Source organism: Mycobacterium colombiense (assembly GCF_001953985.1).
Lineage (GTDB): Bacteria > Actinomycetota > Actinomycetes > Mycobacteriales > Mycobacteriaceae > Mycobacterium > Mycobacterium colombiense_B.
This window is the reverse complement of the sequence record NZ_MBEI01000061.1, coordinates 160,931-181,036: the sequence shown is the minus strand read 5'-3', so window position 1 is coordinate 181,036 and position 20,106 is coordinate 160,931. Positions and strand designations below refer to the sequence as shown.

Below are 20,106 nucleotides of genomic sequence, written 5' to 3'. Positions count from 1 at the left end.
ATCTAGGGAGTGTCAAGGATCAACCGAAGTAACTGTCAACCATCAGCCGAAACACTGTCAGGCATCACCCGACATAGATCCGTCAAGCATCAGCCGACGTCATACACCTCTGACGTGCCCCCGGCAGGATTCGAACCTGCGACACCGGCTTTAGGAGAGCCGTGCTCTATCCCCTGAGCTACGGGGGCGGACGGGCCTGAGCTTACCGGCACGCCCGCCGGTAAACCGCCGCGGCGGTCAGCGCAGTTCGGCGATCACCTTCGAGAAGTTATCGATGTTGTTGTCCTGCACGGTGAAGGACGACACGCCGTATTTTTCGCGGTATGCGATCAGCGTGTCGGCGATCTCGCGGGGGGAACCGCTCAGCACCGAGGGCTGGGACAGGATCTCTTCGTCGGACAGGTCCGGCGAGTAAGCGCGGGTCAGCTTGAGGTCGGGCTCGGTCTCGCCGACCCGCGGCATCGCGGTGATGGCCAGGTTCAGCTCGAGTGAGTCGAACCGGTCTCCCGCCGCCTTGCGGACGAAGTCGACGCGTTCGGCGAACGGGTCGTCGACGTCGCGCACCTTGGAGCCGGTCAGCCCGATGATGTCGGCGTTGCGGGCGGCGATGGTCAGCACCCGGTCACCGTTGCCGGCGATGATGAGCGGCGTCGACGGGTGGTGCTCCTTCAGGTACTTCGTCATGTGCTCGAGGTAGTCGACCCGGGCGCCGGCGCTGGGATATGGGATCTCCGCGGCCTCGAACTCTTCCCGGACGTAACCGGTGCCAAGCCCGATCTCCAGGCGGCCGTCGCTGAGCAGATCCAGGCCTTGCATGTCCCGGCTGAGCAGGGCCGGCTTGTAGAACGCGGAGTTGAGCACATACATGCTCAGCCGCAGCGTCGTGGTGACCATGGCGACCGCGGTCAGCGTCGGGAACGGAGCCGCGGCACCCAAATGATCGGGCACACAGAGAATGTCGAAGCCGGCGTCCTCAGCCCGCTTGGCCTTGTCGAGCAGTGCCTCGCGCGACTTGAAGAACCGCATGCTCATTCCAAAGCGAAAGTCCTTGGCCACCAACAATCTCCGTTCAACGATCCGACATTGACCAACTACGGGCGGCCTGCGCCAACCCCTGAATCAGGGCGCTGGTGACCGACGACAAGCCGTCATCGCCCGGCAGTGGGCTGCGCGGGCTGATCCCCCTGACCCTGGCCGAGAGCTCCAGCTGGGTTCCGCCGCCCCGCACCCGGTTCACCGGGTTGCGCGGATGCAGGCCCCGCAATTCCGGTGGGATCTCGTCGAGGTCGGTGATCACCTGGTAGCCGTTCAGCCGAACGTGCCGGGTCAGGTGAGCGGCCAGCGCCCGGTTGCGGCCGCCGGCCAACAACTGGGTGCTGCGACCGTCGCGGCCGTACCCGTGCAGCGACACCGCGACGTCGACATGGTCGAGGAACTCGGCGAGGCGCGGCGACTCGGCCGGGTCGAACAGGGCCGATGGCAGGTGATGCGCATAGGCGTTGGGATGGCGCACCACGTACACCGAGGCGCCGGCGGCTTCGGCGGCGCGCTCGGCGATCACATCGGTCATCTCTTCCAGCCCGCCGCCGTGGATCGCGAAAAATCCGAACCGCGAACGTAATCGGCTGCTCTCGGTCACCCCGGGCTCACTCAGCAACGCCGAAAGTGACTGTGGCCCAGGCCCGGACGCCGACGACTTCGGGCGCGGCCAGCCGGCGGGGTCCCAGCGGCGCAAGAAGTCGACCCAGCGTGGCGGCAGCCCGTGCTGCGTGGCGCCGTCGATGATCTTGGGCAAATAGCCCGGTCTGGGCGGGCCCGGCGTCACGCGGTGGTCGATGTAGACCCAGGCCGGCTTCGGTCCGTCGTCGGTGTGCACGGTCATCTCGTCGCGCCGGTAGCGCACCGGCACCCCCTCGGCGCTGTCCAGCGTCGCCAGGTCACCGTCGGAGATCCGCCACACCACCCCGTACACCTGGTTACCGGCGAGCGGTTCGACGGTGGCCACGCCGCGCTGATTGATCAGCCAGTCGTGATCGGCCAGCACGGCGGGTCGCGGGTGCGCGGCGTCGGGGCAGCGTTGCGCCATCTGCCTGACGCACAGGTTCGACCCGTATGCGAAGTAAAGGTGCCGGAGGGCCGGCATTCAGCCGGTCACCGTCAGCCAGATGAGCACCACGTTAAGCAGACTAATCAATACGCCGACGGCCCAGCCAAGAATCGTCGTGATGCGGTGGTTGGCGTCGCTACCCATCAGCCCGCGATCGCTGGTCAGCCTGATCAAAGGCAGCACGGCAAAAGGTATTCCGAACGACAACACCACCTGCGACAGCACCAGTGCGCGGGTGGGATCGAATCCCACCGCCAGGATCACCAGCGCGGGCACCAGGGTGACTACCCGCCGCACCACCATCGGAATCGACCGGTGCAGCAAGCCCTGCATGATCATGGCGCCGGCGTAGGCGCCCACCGACGACGACGCCAGACCCGACGCAAGCAAGCCGACCGCGAACAGGACCGCGATGGCCGCGCCCAGCGTGTTATGGATCGCGGAGTAGGCGCCCTCGATGGAGGCGCTGACGTCGCGGTGTTGCAGGTTGACCGCGGCGATCACCAGCATCACGGCGTTCACCGTGCCGGCCACCGTCATCGCCAGCACGACATCCCAGCGGGTGACGCGCAGCAGCAGGCGCCGATGTGAGCCCTCGTCGGGATGTCCGTGCCGGTCCAGGACCAGGCCCGAATGCATGTAGACCGCGTGCGGCATCACGGTGGCGCCCAGAATGGCCGCCGCCAGCAGCACGCTTTCGGTGCCGCGGAACCGGGGGATCAGCCCGCCGAGCATCTCCTCCGGCGGGGCAGTCTTGACGAAGAAGCTCGCCGCGAACCCGATCGCGATGACCAGCAGCAAGCCGGTGATGACCCGCTCGAAGATGATCTGCCCGCGCCGGTCCTGAATCCCCAGCAGCAACAAGGCCACCAGGCCGGTGATCAGCCCGCCGGCCAACAGCGGCAGGTTGAACAGAATGTGCAAGGCGATGGCCCCGCCGACGACTTCGGCCGCGTCGGTCGCGACGGCCACGAGTTCGGCTTGGGCCCAGTACACCAGCCGCGCCGGGCGGCCCATCCGCTTGCCGATCGTGGCGGGCAGGGAGCGTCCGGTGACCAGCCCCAGCTTCGCCGACAGGTACTGCACCAGGCCCGCCAGCACGTTGGCCACGACGATGACCCACAGCAGCAGGTAGCCGTACTGCGAGCCGGCGCTGACGTTGGCGGCGACGTTTCCCGGGTCGACATAGGCGATCGCGGCGACGAACGCGGGCCCGAGCAAATACCAGTTGCCCTTGAGCGAGCCCTGGGTGCGTTGCCCCAACGTGTCGACCTCGATTCACTTCACCGAATAATAAAGTGAGGTTATCCGAACATCTCGGCGCGATCCGCAGCGGCTACGGCGTTTCCCGTCCTCGAGCCTCACTGCGGGAGGTAGAGCCCCTTGCCGGTGACCAGCGGCAGGTCCAGGGTCGTCACGATGCCGGGCTGGGCGGCCACCACCGCTGGGATCGCGTTGACGACGCGCATCGCGGTGGCCACCAGGCCGGCGTGGTTGTGATCGCCCTTGCGGCTGCTCAGGCAGACGTCCATGGCATAGGACGGTTCGCCGGTGATCTCGATGCGGTAGGAGCCGCCCTCCTGCGCGGGCTGCGGCCACTCGGGGCACAGGTCCTCGCGCAGCCGGGTGACGTGTTCGAGGACGACGACGGGGTCGCCGTTGACCATACCGAACACCTCGAAGCGCAACGCCGCGGCGGTGCCCTTGGCGATATGACCCGAGGCGATGTCGAAGTCCTCCGGGGCGGGGATGCGGACGTAGTCCTGGGTGACCTCGTCGAGCGAAATGCCCAGGCCCGCAGCAATTTGGCGGATCACCGAGCCCCACGCCAGGCTGAGCACGCCGGGCTGCAGCAGCATGGGAAGCTCGTCCAGCGGCTTGCCGAAGCCCATCACATCGAACATCACCGCGGCGCTGTCATACGTGGCGTAGTCGACGATCTCCATGCACCGAATCTGCTGGATGCTCTGGCAGGTGCCCGCCAGTGCCAGCGGCAGCAGATCGTTGGCGAAGCCGGGATCGATACCGTTGACGTAGAGGCTCGAATTCCCTTCTTGCGCAGCGTCTTCCAGGGGCTTGATGAGCTCTTCGGGGATGACCTGCCACGGGTACTGCAAGAAGACCGGGCCGCTGCCGACGATGTTGATTCCCGCCGCCAGTACGCGCCGGTAGTCCTCGAGCGCCTCGGGTAACCGGTTGTCGGCCAGTGCGTTGTACACGGCGCATTGTGGCGCGGTGGCCAGCACGGCATCCAGGTCGGTGCTGGCGAGCACGCCGGTCGACTGGCTGAGGCCCGCAAGCTCCGCCGCGTCCTTGCCCGCCTTGGCGTCCGAGGACACCCAGACGCCCTTCAGGTCGAACTCCGGATTGGTGATGAGCGCGCGCAGGGCGTGGATACCGACGTTGCCGGTGCCCAATTGGACGACGGGGATGGGCATGACGTGCTCCTTAGCGGTCGGGGGTCACAGGTCCGGGACGGGGATGTCGAGGTTGGGGAAGGTGAGGCCGCCGTCGACCTCGAGCGTCTTGCCGGTCAGGAAGCTTCCGGCCGGCGACGCCAAATACACTGCGGCAGCGGCGATGTCGACGGGGTCGCCGAGGCGGCGCATCGGTGTGGCCTTCTCCATAGGCGCGCGCAGATCGTCGTTGGAGGCCACCACGTCCAGCGCCGAGGTCAGGATCGAGCCCGGTGCGATGGCGTTGACCCGGATGCGCGGACACAGGTCCAGTGCGGACGACCGGGTGTAGTGCGCCAGCGCGGCCTTGGCGGTGGCGTAGGCGGCGAACCCACGCCCGGCCAGCCGGCCCATGGTGGAGGTGATGTTGATGATGCTGCCGCCGCCGGAGTGCTCCAGCATCAACGGCACCGCCGCGATGGTGAGCGCGTGAGCGGTAGCCACGTTGAAGGTGAAGGCGTCCTTGAGGTCCTTGGTCGAGGTGGTCAGCAGCGTGTTGGGCATGGTGCCGCCGACGTTGTTGACGACGATGTCTAGTTTCCCGAATGCCTCGACGGCCTTGCCGGCCAGCTCCGCGGTGGACTCGGGGTGGGCCAGGTCGGCGGCCACGATGTGCGCCCGCCGCCCGACGGCTCGGACCTGTTCTGCGACGGCTTCTAGTTGGGATTCCGTGCGTGAGGAGATGAGGACATCGGCGCCCGCTTCGGCGAAGGCCAGCGCGATGGCCGCCCCGAGACCCCGGCCTGCACCAGTGATGACGGCGACTTTGTCGTCGAGACGGAACCTGTCAAGGATCATGGCGGCCTCTCTTCGTTTCGGTGTCAGCCGACACGGTAGCAAGCCGCGCCGTCTCGGATCGGGCATTTCTGGAACAGGTTCTACTTTTGCATAAGGGTGGTGCGCCGCGGTCCGCAGCGCAGGCATGCGCGCGGCACCGGGCGCCCACCTGCGCCCGGCGACCATTCGCCCGCCGTTAACCTTGGTGCTGTTAGCTGAACGGTGACGATCGTGTCTGGTCTTCACCGTGAGGAAGTAACGTGAGGCGCAACCGATTTGGTGCCGCACTGAGTATCCTGACGGCCGGTGCGCTGGCGTTGTCGGGGTGCGGTGGCAACGAGGCATGGGGGAGCGGGACAACCCCGCCCGGCCGGGTCGATTGCGGGGGCAAGAAGGCCCTGAAGGCCAGCGGATCGACGGCGCAGGCCAACGCGATGACCCGCTTCGTCGGCTCGTTCGAGCGGGCCTGCCCCGGCCAGACGCTGAACTACACCCCCAACGGTTCGGGCGCGGGCATCGGCGAATTCACGGGCAATCAAACCGATTTCGCGGGTTCGGACTCACCGCTGGCCCCGATCGAATACTTCGCGGCCCAGGCGCGATGCGGTTCTCCGGCGTGGAATCTGCCGGTGGTTTTCGGCCCGATCGCCATCACCTACCACGTCGCGGGCGTCAACTCGCTGATCCTGGACGGCCCCACCACCGCCAACATCTTCAAGGGCGCGATCGCCGCCTGGAACGATCCCGCCATCCGGGCGCTGAATCCCGGCACCGCACTGCCCGCTGAGCCCATCCACGTCACGTTCCGCAGCGACCAGTCGGGCACCACCGACAATTTCCAGAAATACCTGGACTCCGCGTCCGACGGCGTGTGGGACAGGGGCATCGGCAAGGCCTTCAACGGCGGGGTCGGCGAGGGCGCCGAGGGCAACGGCGGCACGTCGGCGGCGGTGAAGGCGACCGAGGGAGCGATCAGCTACAACGAATGGTCGTTCGCGTCGGCGCAGAACCTGACCATCGCCAGGATCGTCACCTCGGCCAGCCCGGACCCGGTGTCGATCGGTGCGGAGTCGGTCGGCAAGACGATCTCCGGCGCCACCCTGACCGGGCGGGGCAACGACCTGGTCGTCGACACGTTCTCGTTCTACAAGCCGACCCGGCCCGACTCGTATCCCATCGTGTTGGCCACCTACGAGATCGTGTGCTCGAAATATCCCGACCGCCAGGTCGGTGCGGCGGTAAAGGCGTTCCTGCAGAGCACCATTGGCGATGGACAAAACGGGTTGGCGGGCAACGGGTATATCCCGGTGCCGGCGTCTTTCAAGTCACGGCTGGCGGAGTCCATCAACGCCATCTCGTGAGCTGAGACGACGCTCGCGGCGCGCCGTGAAAGGCAACCGATTTTCTTTGCTGTCGCCGCGTTCGGAAACGCTGGGGGGTCTGGCTCGCGCGCACGTCGCCGCCCGGTGCTATCGCGTTTGGCGGCGGGCGCCGGAAAGTTTGCTCACAGTTAACCTTGTTACTGTTAGCTTCGTGGCTGCGAGACGGCTGGTCGGGCGCAACGGCTACCGACCGGCGGCGATCCTGTTTCATCCCTACCGTAAGGAAGCGAATTGAAACTCAACCGATTTGGCGCCGTGCTGGGTGTCCTGAGCGCCGGCGCGCTTGCGCTGTCCGGATGCGGAAGCGACAACAACACGACCGGCGCGGGTGCAACCAGCGGTTCCTCCTCGGGCAAGGTGAGCTGCGGCGGGGCGAAAACCCTCAAGGCAAGCGGCTCGACGGCTCAGGCCAACGCGATGACCCGGTTCGTCAATGCCTTCGAGCATGCTTGCCCTGGGCAGACGCTGAACTACACCGCCAATGGGTCGGGCGCGGGAATCAGCGAATTCAATGGCAAGCAAACGGATTTCGGTGGTTCGGATTCCCCTCTGGCGGCCAACGAATACGCCGCCGCGCAACAGCGGTGCGGTTCGCCCGCGTTGAACCTCCCGGTGGTCTTCGGCCCGATCGCCATCACCTACAACGTCGCGGGATTGAATTCACTGAGCCTGGACGGCGCCACGGCCGCGAAGATCTTCAACGGCGCGATCACGACGTGGAATGACCCCGCGATCCAGGCGCTCAACCCGGGGGCCGCCCTGCCGTCCGAGCCGATTCACGTCGTGTTCCGCAATGACGAATCGGGCACCACGGACAACTTCCAGAAGTACCTCGATGCCGCCGCCGACGGCGCGTGGGGCAAGGGCGCCGGCAAGACGTTCAAGGGCGGTGTCGGCGAGGGAGCTAAGGGCAACGATGGCACCTCCGCGGCGATCAAGGCCACCGAAGGATCCATTACCTACAACGAATGGTCGTTTGCTCAGGCGCAGAAACTGAACATGGCCAAGGTGGTCACCTCGGCCGGCCCGGATGCGGTGTCGATCAGCGCCGATTCGGTGGGCAAGACGATTGCCGGGGCCAAGATCGCCGGCCAGGGTAACGACCTGGTGCTCGACACGCTGTCTTTCTACAAGCCGACCCAGGCCGGTTCCTACCCGATCGTGTTGGCCACCTACGAGATCGTGTGCTCGAAATATCCCGATGCCCAGATCGGTACTGCGGTCAAGGCGTTTCTGCAGAGCACCATCGGCGCCGGGCAGAACGGCCTGGCAGACAATGGCTACATCCCGATCCCCGACGCGTTCAAGGCGAGGCTGTCTTCTTCCATCAACGCCATCACATAACCTGAGGTGGTCGTGACACGAGGAACAGCAATCAGCCCGTCGACCACGGAGAAGCCGGCACTAACAGCGCTGAGTGAACACGTGGGGCGGCGGGCTGATCGCCTGTTCAAGTTGATCGCCGCCGCCGCCGGCTCGACGATCGTGGTCGCCATCCTGTTGATCGCGGTATTCCTGTTGCTGCGCGCCGTCCCGTCGTTGCGGGTCAACCACGCGAACTTCTTTACCAGCGCCAAGTTCAGCACCAGCGACCCGAACAAGCTAGCGTTCGGTATCCGCGACCTGCTCATGGTCACGGTGCTCAGCTCGCTCAGCGCGCTGGTGCTGGCCGTCCCGATCGCGGTCGGTATCGCCGTGTTCCTCACCCAGTACGCGCCGAAGCGGCTGGCGCGCCCCTTCGGCGCGGTGGTGGATCTGCTGGCCGCGGTGCCGTCGATCATCTTCGGGCTGTGGGGAATCTTCGTGCTCGCACCCCAGCTCGAGCCGGTGGCCACGTTCCTCAACCGCCACCTGGGCTGGCTGTTCCTGTTCAAGCAGGGCAACGTCTCGCTGGCCGGCGGTGGCACCATCTTCACCGCCGCCGTCGTGCTCTCGGTGATGATCCTGCCCATCGTCACGTCCGTGTCGCGGGAAGTGTTTCGGCAGACCCCGCACATCCAGATGGAGGCGGCGCAGGCGCTGGGCGCCACCAAATGGGAGGTGGTGCGGATGACCGTGCTGCCGTTCGGCCGCAGCGGCGTCATCGCGGCCTCGATGCTGGGATTGGGCCGGGCGCTGGGCGAGACCGTGGCAGTGCTGATCATCTTGCGCTCGGCCGCCCGCCCGGGTAACTGGTCGCTGTTCGACGGCGGCTACACGTTCGCCTCGAAGATCGCGTCGGCCGCCGCGGAGTTCAGCTCGCCGCTGCCGACGGGGGCGTACATCTCGGCGGGATTCGCGCTGTTCGTCCTGACGTTCATCGTCAACGCGCTCGCCCGCGCGATCGCCGGCGGGAAGGTCAACGGATGACCGTTGAAGCACTGGACCGGCCGGTCAAGGTCGAGGTGTTCCGGCCGCTGAGCTTCCGGCGCCGGATCACCAACAACGCCGCGACGGTTTTCTTCCTCAGCTCGTTCTGCGTCGCGCTGGTGCCGCTGATCTGGGTGTTGTGGATCGTCGTCGAACGCGGCTGGTACGCCGTCACGCGGTCGGGCTGGTGGACCCACTCGCTGCACGGCGTGCTGCCGGAACAGTTCGCCGGCGGCGTCTACCATGCGCTCTACGGCACGCTGGTGCAGGCCGGGGTGGCCGCCGTCCTGGCCGTGCCGCTGGGCTTGATGACCGCGGTCTTCCTGGTGGAATACGGATCCGGGCGCCTGGTGCGGCTGACGACGTTCATGGTCGACGTGCTCGCGGGCGTGCCCTCGATCGTGGCGGCGCTGTTCATCTTCAGCCTCTGGATCGCCACCCTGGGTTTCCAGCAGAGTTCGTTCGCGGTGTCGCTGGCCCTGGTCCTGCTGATGCTGCCGGTGGTGGTGCGCTCCGCCGAGGAGATGCTGCGCCTGGTGCCCGACGACCTGCGCGAGGCCAGCTACGCGCTAGGCGTGTCCAAATGGAAGACCATCGTGCGGATCGTCTTCCCGATCGCGATGCCCGGCATCGTGTCCGGAATCCTGTTGGCCATCGCGCGCGTCATCGGCGAAACCGCGCCGGTGCTGGTGCTGGTCGGCTACAGCCGCTCGATCAACGTCGACATCTTCCACGGCAACATGGCGTCGCTGCCGTTGCTGATCTACACCGAGCTCACCAACCCCGAACACGCCGGCTTCCTGCGGATCTGGGGTGCGGCGCTGACCCTGATCATCATGGTCGCCGTGATCAACATCGTCGCGGCGCTGACCCGCTTCCTGGCCACCCGCAAACGCTGAGCCGACGGCGGATCAGGACTTCGACGACGCCTTCGAGGCCGCCTTCTTGGCCGGAGCCTTCTTGGCGGCCGTCTTCTTCGCGGGGGCCTTCTTCGCCGCGGCCTTCTTCGCCGGTGCCTTGCCGTTACCGGAACGCGCCTTCACACTGGCCTCCAGCTTGGCGAGCAGATCCGAGACGTCCTCGGTCTCGTCCAGCTCCTTAGGCTGCTCCTCGGTGGTAAACGCTTCTCCGCCTTCGAGTTTGGCCTGGACCAGTTCGTGCAGCTGCTCCTGATAATCGTCGTGATAGCGGTCGGGGTTGAACTCCTCGGCCATCGAGTCCACCACCTGACCGGCCATCTTGAGTTCGGCCGGCTTGACCTCGACCTTCTTGTCCAGGATTGGGAAATCCGGATCGCGGATCTCATCGGGCCACAACAAGGTGTGGATCACCATCACGTCGCGCTTGCCGAAGTCCTTGACGCGCAAGGCCGCCAGGCGGGTCTTGTTGCGCAGCGTGAAGTGGACGATCGCCATCCGATCCGTCTCGGCGAGCGTCTTGGCAAGCAGCACATAGGATTTCGATGACTTAGAGTCGGGTTCCAGGAAGTAGCTGCGGTCGAACAGCATCGGGTCCACCTCGCTGGCGGGCACGAACTCCAGCACTTCGATCTCGCGGCTGCGTTCCTCAGGCAGCGTGGCGATGTCGTCGTCGGTGATGATGACCATCTGACCGTCGTCGGATTCGTAGGCCCGGGCGATGTCACGGTACTCGACGGCCTCGCCGTCCACCTCGCAAACGCGTTGGTAACGGATGCGGCCGTTGTCCTTAGCGTGCACCTGGTGAAACTTGATGTCGTGGTCCTGGGTGGCGCTGTACACCTTGACCGGGACGTTCACCAGCCCGAACGCAATGGAACCCTTCCAGATGGAGCGCATGCAAGTCAGTATGCCCGTAGGGCCGGTGGCAAAACAGCACGGCAGGGCTACGACCTGGGATGGTCCGCCCGACTGCGGATTATCGGGGCATGCGCCTACTGACGCGAAGCCGCGTCCAGCGCGGCCCGATCCGGCAGGTCAGCTCCGGCGCGCGCGACGGTCAGCGCCGCCGACAGGCTCGCCTCCTCCAGCGCCGCCGTCAGCGTGTCAACGTCGATGCCGCGCAACTCGGCGCGATTGTCGCCTCCCAGCGATCCCGATTCCCACAGCGCGTCCAGCAGACCGGCCATGAACGAGTCACCGGCGCCGACGGTGTCGACCACGTGCACCGCGCGCGTCGGCACCCGGGCGGCGCCCGCCGCGCAGAAGGCCACCGCGCCCCGGTCGGCCATCGTCACCGCCACGATGGCCGGACCCAGCCGCAGCCACGTTTGCGCGATCTGCTCGGGCGGGTGATCGGGGTCGATCCAGCGCAGGTCTTCCTCGCTGACCTTCACGATGTCGCTGCGCTCGATGAGGTGCTCGATGCGTTCGACGGCCAGGTCCCGGTCGGCGATCAGCGACGGCCGAACGTTGGGATCGAAGGTGACGGTGGCCGAGACTCGATACGTGTCGATCAGCGCCGCGACCGCCAGACAGCCCGGATCCTGCACGGCGGCAATCGATCCGGTGTGGACGAAAAGCGGCGGGGCGACGGGCGGCGTTCCGGAGAGCCGCCAGTCCAGATCGAACACGTATTCGGCCGACCCGTCTTGCGCGATGGTTGACCGCGCGGTCGGCGTGCGCTGCGCGGTGCGGCTTTCCGAAACCAGTTGCACCCCTGCGGCTTCGACGTATTCGGCGATGCGCCGCCCACACGCGTCGTCGGCGATCGAGGTCAGGAAGTCGACCTGGCGGCCCAGCCGGCCGAGTCCGACGGCGACGTTGAGCGGACTGCCGCCGACATGCTCATCGCTGCCGACGATATCGATCAGCGACTCGCCGATCACCAGCCCGCGAGTCATCGCACCAAGGCATCCAGCGTCGCGCGAGCTCCCTTGCTGTGCAAGGAATCCAGCGCCCAGAGGTACGCCTCGACGAAGCGTGGCTGATGGGCCAGATCGCAGAACACCGCGGTGATCTCGATGAACACGGTGGGATTCTCGTGCTGCGACCTGGCGATCGGGACGAGCGAGTCCGCCAGCTGGTCCAACACCTCGTACGGGTTGCCCCACTCGTCGACACCCTCGGCGTATCGGGCCCAGCTCGCCACCACCGCTGCCGCCAGCCGGACCGGCCCACCGTGGGCCAGGTTGTCGCAAATGACGGGATACAGCCATTTCGGGATGCGATCCGACGAGTAGGCGCACAGCCGCGCGACGGTGTCGCGCACGGCCGGGTTGGCAAATCGCTCGACCAGCGTGCGGCCGTACTCATGCAGGTCGATTCCCGGCACCTGCGGGAGCGTCGGAATGGCCTCGGATTCGAAGTAGGCAAGCAGGAATTCGGCGAACAACGGATCGCTTGCGGCCTCGTGGACGAACTTGAAGCCGCAGAGGTGAGCGAAGTAGGCCAGGCACTGGTGTCCCGCGTTGAGCAGTCGCAGCTTCATCAGCTCGTACGGGCGCACATCGTCGACCAGCAGCACGCCCGCTTGCTCCAGCGGCGGCCGGCCGTCGGCGAAGTCGTCCTCGATCACCCAGGCGGTGAACGGCTCGGCCACCACCGGCCACCGGTCGTTGACGCCGAAGTCGCGTCGCACTTCCGCGGCCATCTCCAAAGTCGTTGCCGGGGTGATCCGGTCGACCATCGAACTCGGGAACCGGGCATGCTCCGCCACCCACTCGGCCAACTCGGGATCCACGTGTTCGGCGCTCGCGAGCACGGTGCGCCTGGCGACCTCACCATTGTTCTCGATGTTGTCGCAGGAGACGATCGTCGGCGCGGCGATCCCGCGTTGGCGCCGGCGGGCGAGCGCCTCGGTGATCAACGCGAACGCCGGCCCATCGGGGTCGCGGTACCCACCTTCGGTGATGGTCAGTGAAATGATCCGGGTGGACGGGGCGGCCAGCACCTCCAATGCCGAATCCGGATCGTCCGGGGCGTAGCGGTAGTCGATGATCGAGCCGATCACCTGGGCATCCCGGCTACCGTTGGGGTTTTCCAGGATCAACGTGTACAGCCCGTCCTGGCCATTGAGGACGTCGCGCATGGTCCAGTCGGCGGGCATCACACCCACCCCGCAAATGCCCCACTCGTGCGCCAACCCTTGCTGCAGCAGCAGATTGATGTACGCGGCCTGATGCGCCCGGTGGAAGTGACCGGCGCCGATGTGCGCTATCCCGACGTTGACAGTGCCGCGGTCGTACTTCGGCGCGTCGATCGGCAGCTCGGAGAGCGACGCATTGTTCAGATCGATCGCACTGTTCAGATTGGTCGCGCTGGCCATCGTTGGCCACCTCCTCCCCGGGTCGCAGCCCGGATCGCTACGGCGAGGTCGACGTCCTATGTGAGCGGGGACCGTCCGGCCGGCACGGCCGACGACAACAGGGCATCAGCAAGAGCACGCCACGAATCGGTTATCGCGACTGCGCCGGCATCGATCAACTCTGCACGGCGGGATTCCCGTTCGTCGGGCAACACGAACATCAGGTTGCCGACGGTGGCATAACCGGCCGCAACCGCCGACTTCACGCCGGCCACCGAATCTTCAATAGCCAGCCCCTGTTCGGGTGCGACGCCCAGTACCTGGCCGCAATGCAGATATACCGCAGGATCGGGCTTGCTCGTCGGCACCGGAAGAGAATCCTCCGCGCTGAAGGTCACCCGCTCCGAGATCAGCGAGTCGAGGCCGGTGGCGGCGAAGCAGGCAAGCAGACGCTTGGTGGCGCTGGAGCTCACGGCCGCGAGGGCGTAGCGCGCCGCGAGGTCGCGCAACGGTTCGAGCACCTGCGGATCCGGGGTCAGGGTGACGGCCAGGTGAGCGGTTACCCGTTCACGCTCGTCGCGCACCCACTGCTCGAGTTCGTCGGCGCACAACGCGTTGCCGCTCGCCACATCGCCGGCTGACGCGATCACCGCGGCGGGGCGGCCCTGGGCCAACGTCTTATCGAGCGGCACCTCGCACTGCACCGCCAGGTCGAGAGCCGTGGTACGGAAGTTCTTCCCGACCGCGCGCTTACGCAACTCCTCGGAGCTGAGCGGGGCGGTCACACCGAACCTGGCCAGGAAACGATTCGTCACCTCGCACGAGGCGTCGAACGCCGGCCTCTCCGACCCGAACAGGTTGTCATCGGCGTCGCAGAGCAACGTGGTGATCGGCGCCGGATCGAATTCGCGCACGAAGGTCAGGCCCGCGGTCATCGTGCCACCAACTCCCACTGCTCGTGGCGCAACGCGTCGCGCAGCGTGGGCAACACACCGCGCGCGTCGATGTCGGCGATCATGTCGCCCAGGCGCTCCGCAAAACCGGGGACCGCGCGCACCTCGGCGAACATTTCGTGCCCCAGCAGCGGATCGGGATTGCTGCTTGCCATATTGGCCAACCTAGCCACCGGTATCGCCTGCGAGTCTTCGAGGCGGAGCCTTCGCCCCTGGAGGTCGTGGCCGCGCATGTAACGGGCCCATCCGGCGACCGCCAACATCAACAGGGTGTGCGGCCTGCCCTGCGCGATTGCCTCCTGCAGGGAGGGCAGCACGAACGTCGCGATCTTGCTGGTCCCCCGGCGGGCCAGCCGAGACAGCTGGTCGCTCATTCGGGGATTGCCGAGCCGATCGAGCAAGGTGCGCCGGTACTCGGGTGTGTTCATCCCGGGGACCGGGGGCAGGAGCGGCTGAATCTCGTCGCGCAGCAGCTTCTCGACGAAATCGAAGATGATGCCGTCGCGCATCGCTTCGTCGGTGCGCTGGTAACCGGCCAGGATGGCCAGGCACGCGAGCGCGATATGGGTTCCGTTGAGGAGCCGGGTCTTGATCAGCTTGTGGTCGCTGACGTCGGCAACGAACTCGGCACCGACCTCGTGCAGCGGCGGCCGCCCGTTGCTGAAGGAATCCTCGATCACCCACTGGCAATACGGCTCGGTCACGACGGGCCATTTGTCGGCGACGCCGAACGTCTCCTCGACGAATTTGCGCTCCGACTTCGAGGTTTGCGGGGTGATGCGATCGACCATGGTCGATGGGAACGCGACGTGCGTGTCGATCCAGCGGGCAAGCCCGGGATCCTTCAGAGCGGCGAACGACACCAGCGCGGTCCTCGCCGGCTGGCTGTCGCCGGGGATGTTGTCGCAGCAGAGCACGGTGAACGGCGCGATGCCGGCGTGGCGACGCCGGTCCAGGGCTTCGGCCAGGTACCCCCACGCGGTGGCATAGGTGCCGGAAGCGACGAGGTCGGCGCGCACGTCGGGGTCGTCGGCGTCGAACTCGTCGGTGACGGGATTCAGGAAGTATCCGTTGCCGGTGATGGTCAGGCTGACGATGCGGGTTTCAGGATCTGCGAGGGCGGCGCGCACGGCCGCCCCATCGTTCGGGGCGTAGTGCACGGAGCCGATGGAGCCGACGACGCGGGCGATTTGGCGATCGTGTCCTTGCTGTACCACGGTGTACAGCCCGTCTTGTGCCGACAGCAAGTCCTTGACGTCCGGGGAGTGCAGGCTGACGCCGGTAACCCCCCAACGGTCTGAGATGCCCGCACGGGCGAGATCGTCGAAGTAGACGGCCTGGTGGGCCCGGTGGAAGTTGCCCGCACCGATGTGGACGACTCCGCGGCCAAGAGATGACCGGTCGTAGGTTGGAACGTCGATTCTCCGGGAATGCAGTCGTAGGGTCGCGTCGCTGAGTGGGACGCCGCTGTTTCGACGCCACGGGGAGGGGATTACGTCAAACATTCAGTGTCTGTGCCCGGGCTCAGTCGCCAATCAACACTTTCGTGGGTCATGTCACAAAATAAGTTGGGGTTTGGACGATTAACGGTGGTCAAAGCGGTTAACACGCGCGAAACGCGTAGTTTGACAACATGGCACCGCGGCTGAAACTGACCAATGCCGAGAAGGTGCTGTACCCCGCCACCGGCACCACCAAGAGCGACATCTTCGACTACTACACGCGCATCGCCGAGGTGATGATCCCGCACATCGCCGGGCGGGCGGCCACGCGCAAGCGCTGGCCCAACGGCGTCGAGCAGGATTCGTTTTTCGAGAAGCAACTGGCCTCGTCGGCCCCCGACTGGTTGCCGCGCGCCAGCGTGACGCATCGATCCGGAACGACGACATATCCGATCATCGACAGCGTCGACGGGCTGGCCTGGATCGCCCAACAGGCCGCGCTGGAGGTCCACGTACCGCAGTGGCGCTTCGTCGCGGAGTGGACCCGTAGCCGGGCCGAGGAACTGAAACCCGGGCCGGCGACCCGTCTCGTGTTCGACCTCGACCCGGGTGAAGGCGTCACGATGGCCCAACTGGCCGAGGTGGCGCGCGCCGTGCGCGAACTGATCACCGCAATCGGGCTGACCACCTACCCGCTCACCAGCGGCAGCAAGGGCCTGCACCTTTACACGCCGCTGCAGGAGCCGGTGAGCAGTAAGGGCGCGACGGTGTTGGCCAAACGCGTTGCGCAACAACTGGAAAAGGCGATGCCCACACTGGTGACGTCGACCATGACCAAGAGCCTGCGGGCCGGAAAGATCTTTCTGGACTGGAGTCAGAACAACGGCGCCAAGACGACCATCGCGCCGTACTCGCTGCGCGGACGTGAACACCCCACCGTTGCGGCGCCGCGCAGCTGGGAGGAACTTGACGACCCGTCGCTGCGCCAGCTGCGTTATGACGAAGTTCTGGACCGGGTGGCCCGCGACGGCGATCTGCTGGCACCGCTGGACGAGGATGCACCGGTCCCCGATCGTCTGAGTAAATACCGCAGCATGCGCGACGCGTCGAAAACCCCAGAGCCGGTCCCTGTTACGAAACCAGCTCTGGGACAAGGCAATAGCTTTGTCATCCAAGAACACCACGCGCGCCGGCTGCACTACGACTTCCGGCTGGAACGGGACGGCGTGCTGGTGTCCTGGGCGGTGCCGAAAAACCTGCCCGAAACGACCTCGGTGAACCACCTGGCGGTCCACACCGAGGACCATCCGCTGGAATACGGCGGGTTCGAGGGCATCATTCCCAAGGGCGAGTATGGCGCCGGGAAGGTGATCATCTGGGACGCCGGAACTTATGAGGCCGAAAAGTTCAATGACTCCGCCGAAAAAGGGGAGGTCATCGTCAATCTGCACGGCAGCAAGATTTCCGGACGCTATGCGCTGATTCAGACCAACGGTGACCAGTGGCTGGCGCACCGGATGAAGGATCAGAAGGTCTTCGACTTCGACACCATCGTCCCCATGCTGGCCACCCATGGTTCGGTGACGGCGCTGAAGGCGGGCCAGTGGGCGTTCGAAGGCAAATGGGATGGCTACCGGCTGCTGATCGAGGCCGACCACGGCGCCATCCGGATACGGTCCCGGCGCGGCCGCGAAGTCACCGGCGAATATCCCGAACTGCGTTCGCTTGCAGAAGATCTCGCGGAACACCACGTGATCCTCGACGGTGAGGCCGTCGTCCTGGACTCCTCGGGTGTGCCCAACTTCCATGAGATGCAGAACCGCGGCCGGGGCTCGCGCGTGGAATTCTGGGCGTTCGACGTGCTGTACCTCGACGGCCGCTCGCTGCTGCGGGCCAGGTACTCCGACCGGCGTAAGGTGCTGGAAATGCTCGGCGCCGGCAGCGATCTCATTGTTCCCGAGTTGCTGCCCGGCGACGGCGCGCAGGCGCTGGAGCACTCCGGCAAGCGCGGCTGGGAAGGGGTGATCGCCAAGCGGCGCGACTCCACCTACCAGCCCGGCCGGCGCTCGTCGTCCTGGATCAAGGACAAGCATTGGAACACCCAGGAAGTCGTCATCGGCGGCTGGAAGGCCGGGGAAGGCGGGCGCAGCAGCGGCATCGGCTCGCTGCTGATGGGCATCCCGACCGTGGATGGCCTGCACTTCGCTGGCCGCGTCGGCACCGGGTTCACCGAACGCGACCTGACCAACCTGAAGAAGACGCTGGCGCCACTGCACACCGACGAATCCCCCTTCCACCCACCGCTGCCCCGCAGCGAAGCCCGCGGCGTGACGTACGTCGAGCCGGTTCTGGTCGGGGAGGTGCGCTACAGCGAGTGGACCCCGGATGACCGGCTACGCCAATCGAGTTGGCGGGGGCTACGGCCGGACAAGGAAGCGAGTGAGGTGGTACGCGAGTGAAATGGGTTACCTACCAAGGTGATGACGGTGAGCGCGTCGGGGTCCTCTCCGGCGACACCATCCATGCGCTGCCGGCGGGAGTGACGCTGCTCGACCTGATCGCGCGAGGCCCTGACGGACTGCGGCAGGCGGGGGAAGAGGCGCAGCGCTCCCCGACGGGGACGGTAGCGCTCGCCGACGTACGCCTGCTCGCGCCCATCCCGCGCCCGCCGTCCATCCGGGATTCCCTGTGCTTCCTCGACCACATGCGCAACTGCCAAGCCGCGCTGGGTGCCGGGCGGCTGCTCGCCGACAGCTGGTACCGCATCCCCGCGTTCTACTTCGCCTGTCCGGCAACCGTTTTAGGGCCCTACGACGACGCGCCGACGGCGCCCGGAAGTGCTTGGCAGGACTTCGAATTGGAGATCGCCGCGGTGATCGGCACCGGCGGAAAGGATCTCACCGTCGAACAGGCCGAGCAGGCGATCATCGGCTACACCATCTTCAACGACTGGTCCGCTCGCGATCTGCAGCAGATGGAGGGCCAATTGGGTATCGGACAGGGCAAGGGCAAGGACAGCGGCGTCACGCTGGGTCCCTACCTGGTGACCCCCGACGAACTCGAGCCGTACCGCCATCCCTCTCATCCGGGCAAGCTGGACCTGCGGGTCACCGCCCTGGTCAACGATGCCGTTATCGGTACGGGGTCGACGGCCCAGATGGACTGGACCTTTGGCGAAGTCATCTCCTACGCCTCGCGCGGCGTGACCCTCAACCCCGGCGATGTCATCGGCTCCGGGACGGTGCCCACCTGCACATTGGTCGAGCACCTCAATCCCGGTGCGCTGGAATCGTTTCCCGGTTGGCTACACGACGGCGACATCGTCACGCTGCAAGTCCAGGGCTTGGGGGAGACCCGGCAGACCGTCCGCGCGAGCAGCGCGCCACACGCGTTGGCCGCACGGCACAACCCGGACGCTGCGCCCGCAGCGCCGCGGGTCAACCGGGCACCGACCCGGGTGCCCTACACCCGCGGGCTGCATCAGGTGGCCGACCGGGTGTGGGCATGGACGCTGCCGGACGGGGGCTATGGGTGGAGCAACGCCGGGCTGATCGCCGGCGAGGGCGCGTCCCTGTTGGTGGACACCCTGTTCGACCTGGCGCTGACCCGCGAGATGCTCACCGCGATGCGGCCCATCACCGGGTCCGCACCCATCACCGACGCGTTGATCACCCACTCCAACGGCGACCACACCCACGGCAACCAACTGCTCGACAATTCGGTTCGCATCATCGCCGCGCGCGGCACCGCCGAGGAGATCGAGCACGGGATGGCGCCCGAGATGCTGGCCATGGCGCAAACCGCCAACCTCGGGCCGGTGGCGACCCCGTACACGCGAGAACGCTTCGGGCACTTCGACTTCAGCAACATCACGCTGCGCAACGCCGACCAGACCTTCGAGCGCAACCTGTCCGTCGAGGTCGGCGGGCGGCGGATCGACATGCTGAATCTGGGTCCCGCGCACACCGCCGCCGACTCGGTGGTGCACGTGCCCGACGCGGGGGTACTGTTCGGCGGCGACCTGCTGTTCATCGGCTGCACGCCCATCGTGTGGGCCGGCCCGATCGCCAACTGGGTCGCGGCGTGCGACACGATGATCGCGCTGGACGCGCCGACGGTGGTGCCCGGCCACGGCCCCATCACCGATCCGGACGGAATCCGCGCGGTGCGTGGCTATCTCGTGCACGTCGCCGAACAGGCCGAGGCCGCCTACCGCCGGGGCTTGTCGTGGGCCGAGGCCGCCGACACCATCGACCTCGGCGAGTACGCCACCTGGTTGGACGCCGAGCGCGTCGTCGTCAACGTCTATCAGCGCTACCGCGAACTCGACCCGCAGACACCGCAATTGGAGGTCATGGCCCTGCTGGTGATGCAGGCCGAGTGGCTGGCCAAGCGGTCCGCGTGACCACTTGCGCC

16 protein-coding genes and 1 tRNA gene are annotated in these 20,106 nt (G+C 66.5%); 6 read left to right on the top strand and 11 right to left on the bottom strand.

What is annotated here, in order from left to right; genetic code table 11:
• Positions 1–115 precede the first annotated feature (115 nt).
• From A5732_RS20180 to A5732_RS20155, 6 genes are all read right to left on the bottom strand, one after another.
• Positions 116–188: transfer RNA gene (locus A5732_RS20180), tRNA-Arg, on the bottom strand.
• A 49-nt stretch (positions 189–237) separates the two neighbouring features.
• Entirely contained in the window at positions 238–1,062 is an 825-nt protein-coding gene (locus tag A5732_RS20175; RefSeq protein ID WP_081396061.1) for an LLM class F420-dependent oxidoreductase, read from the bottom strand.
• A 7-nt stretch (positions 1,063–1,069) separates the two neighbouring features.
• Positions 1,070–2,143, bottom strand: coding sequence for a poly-gamma-glutamate hydrolase family protein (locus A5732_RS20170; protein WP_076103116.1), 1,074 nt, complete (start codon positions 2,141–2,143; stop codon positions 1,070–1,072).
• Entirely contained in the window at positions 2,144–3,385 is a 1,242-nt protein-coding gene (locus A5732_RS20165) for an Nramp family divalent metal transporter (protein WP_436971835.1), read from the bottom strand.
• A gap of 83 nt (positions 3,386–3,468) precedes the next feature.
• Positions 3,469–4,545, bottom strand: a complete 1,077-nt coding sequence (locus A5732_RS20160) for an NAD(P)H-dependent amine dehydrogenase family protein (RefSeq protein ID WP_076103114.1) — start codon at positions 4,543–4,545, stop codon at positions 3,469–3,471.
• Between the two features lie 24 nt (positions 4,546–4,569).
• Positions 4,570–5,361, bottom strand: coding sequence for an SDR family oxidoreductase (locus A5732_RS20155; RefSeq protein ID WP_076103113.1), 792 nt, complete (start codon positions 5,359–5,361; stop codon positions 4,570–4,572).
• Between the two features lie 239 nt (positions 5,362–5,600).
• On the opposite strand from A5732_RS20155, the gene pstS (A5732_RS20150) reads away from it, so the two are divergent.
• From pstS (A5732_RS20150) to pstA, 4 genes are all read left to right on the top strand, one after another.
• Entirely contained in the window at positions 5,601–6,701 is a 1,101-nt protein-coding gene (gene pstS / locus A5732_RS20150; protein WP_076103112.1) for a phosphate ABC transporter substrate-binding protein PstS, read from the top strand.
• A gap of 252 nt (positions 6,702–6,953) precedes the next feature.
• Positions 6,954–8,066 carry a phosphate ABC transporter substrate-binding protein PstS gene (gene pstS / locus A5732_RS20145; RefSeq protein WP_076051284.1) on the top strand — a complete coding sequence of 371 codons (1,113 nt, stop codon included), beginning with the start codon at positions 6,954–6,956 and terminating at the stop codon, positions 8,064–8,066.
• Positions 8,067–8,096: 30 nt separating this feature from the next.
• A complete protein-coding gene (gene pstC / locus A5732_RS20140; protein ID WP_142248540.1) occupies positions 8,097–9,071 on the top strand; it encodes a phosphate ABC transporter permease subunit PstC in 975 nt (324 codons plus the stop codon).
• Entirely contained in the window at positions 9,068–9,970 is a 903-nt protein-coding gene (gene pstA / locus A5732_RS20135) for a phosphate ABC transporter permease PstA (protein WP_065053026.1), read from the top strand. The genes pstC and pstA overlap by 4 nt, the downstream gene beginning before the upstream one ends.
• A gap of 12 nt (positions 9,971–9,982) precedes the next feature.
• Here the strand turns inward: pstA and A5732_RS20130 are convergent, their stop codons facing one another.
• The 5 genes from A5732_RS20130 to A5732_RS20110 all read right to left on the bottom strand — a co-directional run bounded on the left by A5732_RS20130 (position 9,983) and on the right by A5732_RS20110 (position 15,753).
• Complete coding sequence (locus A5732_RS20130) at positions 9,983–10,888, bottom strand: Ku protein (RefSeq protein WP_064953260.1); 906 nt, start codon at positions 10,886–10,888, stop codon at positions 9,983–9,985.
• Between the two features lie 95 nt (positions 10,889–10,983).
• Complete coding sequence (locus tag A5732_RS20125; protein WP_076103110.1) at positions 10,984–11,892, bottom strand: carbohydrate kinase family protein; 909 nt, start codon at positions 11,890–11,892, stop codon at positions 10,984–10,986.
• Entirely contained in the window at positions 11,889–13,316 is a 1,428-nt protein-coding gene (locus A5732_RS20120; protein WP_076103109.1) for a mannitol dehydrogenase family protein, read from the bottom strand. Before A5732_RS20120 ends, A5732_RS20125 begins: the two co-directional genes overlap by 4 nt.
• Before the next feature lie 56 nt (positions 13,317–13,372).
• Positions 13,373–14,230, bottom strand: coding sequence for an HAD family hydrolase (locus A5732_RS20115; RefSeq protein ID WP_076051279.1), 858 nt, complete (start codon positions 14,228–14,230; stop codon positions 13,373–13,375).
• Positions 14,227–15,753, bottom strand: a complete 1,527-nt coding sequence (locus tag A5732_RS20110) for a mannitol dehydrogenase family protein (RefSeq protein ID WP_076103108.1) — start codon at positions 15,751–15,753, stop codon at positions 14,227–14,229. The genes A5732_RS20115 and A5732_RS20110 overlap by 4 nt, the downstream gene beginning before the upstream one ends.
• A gap of 128 nt (positions 15,754–15,881) precedes the next feature.
• On the opposite strand from A5732_RS20110, the gene A5732_RS20105 reads away from it, so the two are divergent.
• Together A5732_RS20105 and A5732_RS20100 are read left to right on the top strand one after the other, a co-directional pair.
• On the top strand, positions 15,882–18,149 hold the full coding sequence (locus A5732_RS20105) for an ATP-dependent DNA ligase (RefSeq protein ID WP_076103107.1): 2,268 nt from the start codon (positions 15,882–15,884) through the stop codon (positions 18,147–18,149).
• Positions 18,146–20,095 (top strand): fumarylacetoacetate hydrolase family protein, encoded by a 1,950-nt coding sequence (locus tag A5732_RS20100; protein ID WP_076103106.1) that lies wholly within the window; start codon positions 18,146–18,148, stop codon positions 20,093–20,095. The genes A5732_RS20105 and A5732_RS20100 overlap by 4 nt, the downstream gene beginning before the upstream one ends.
• Positions 20,096–20,106: the final 11 nt, after the last annotated feature.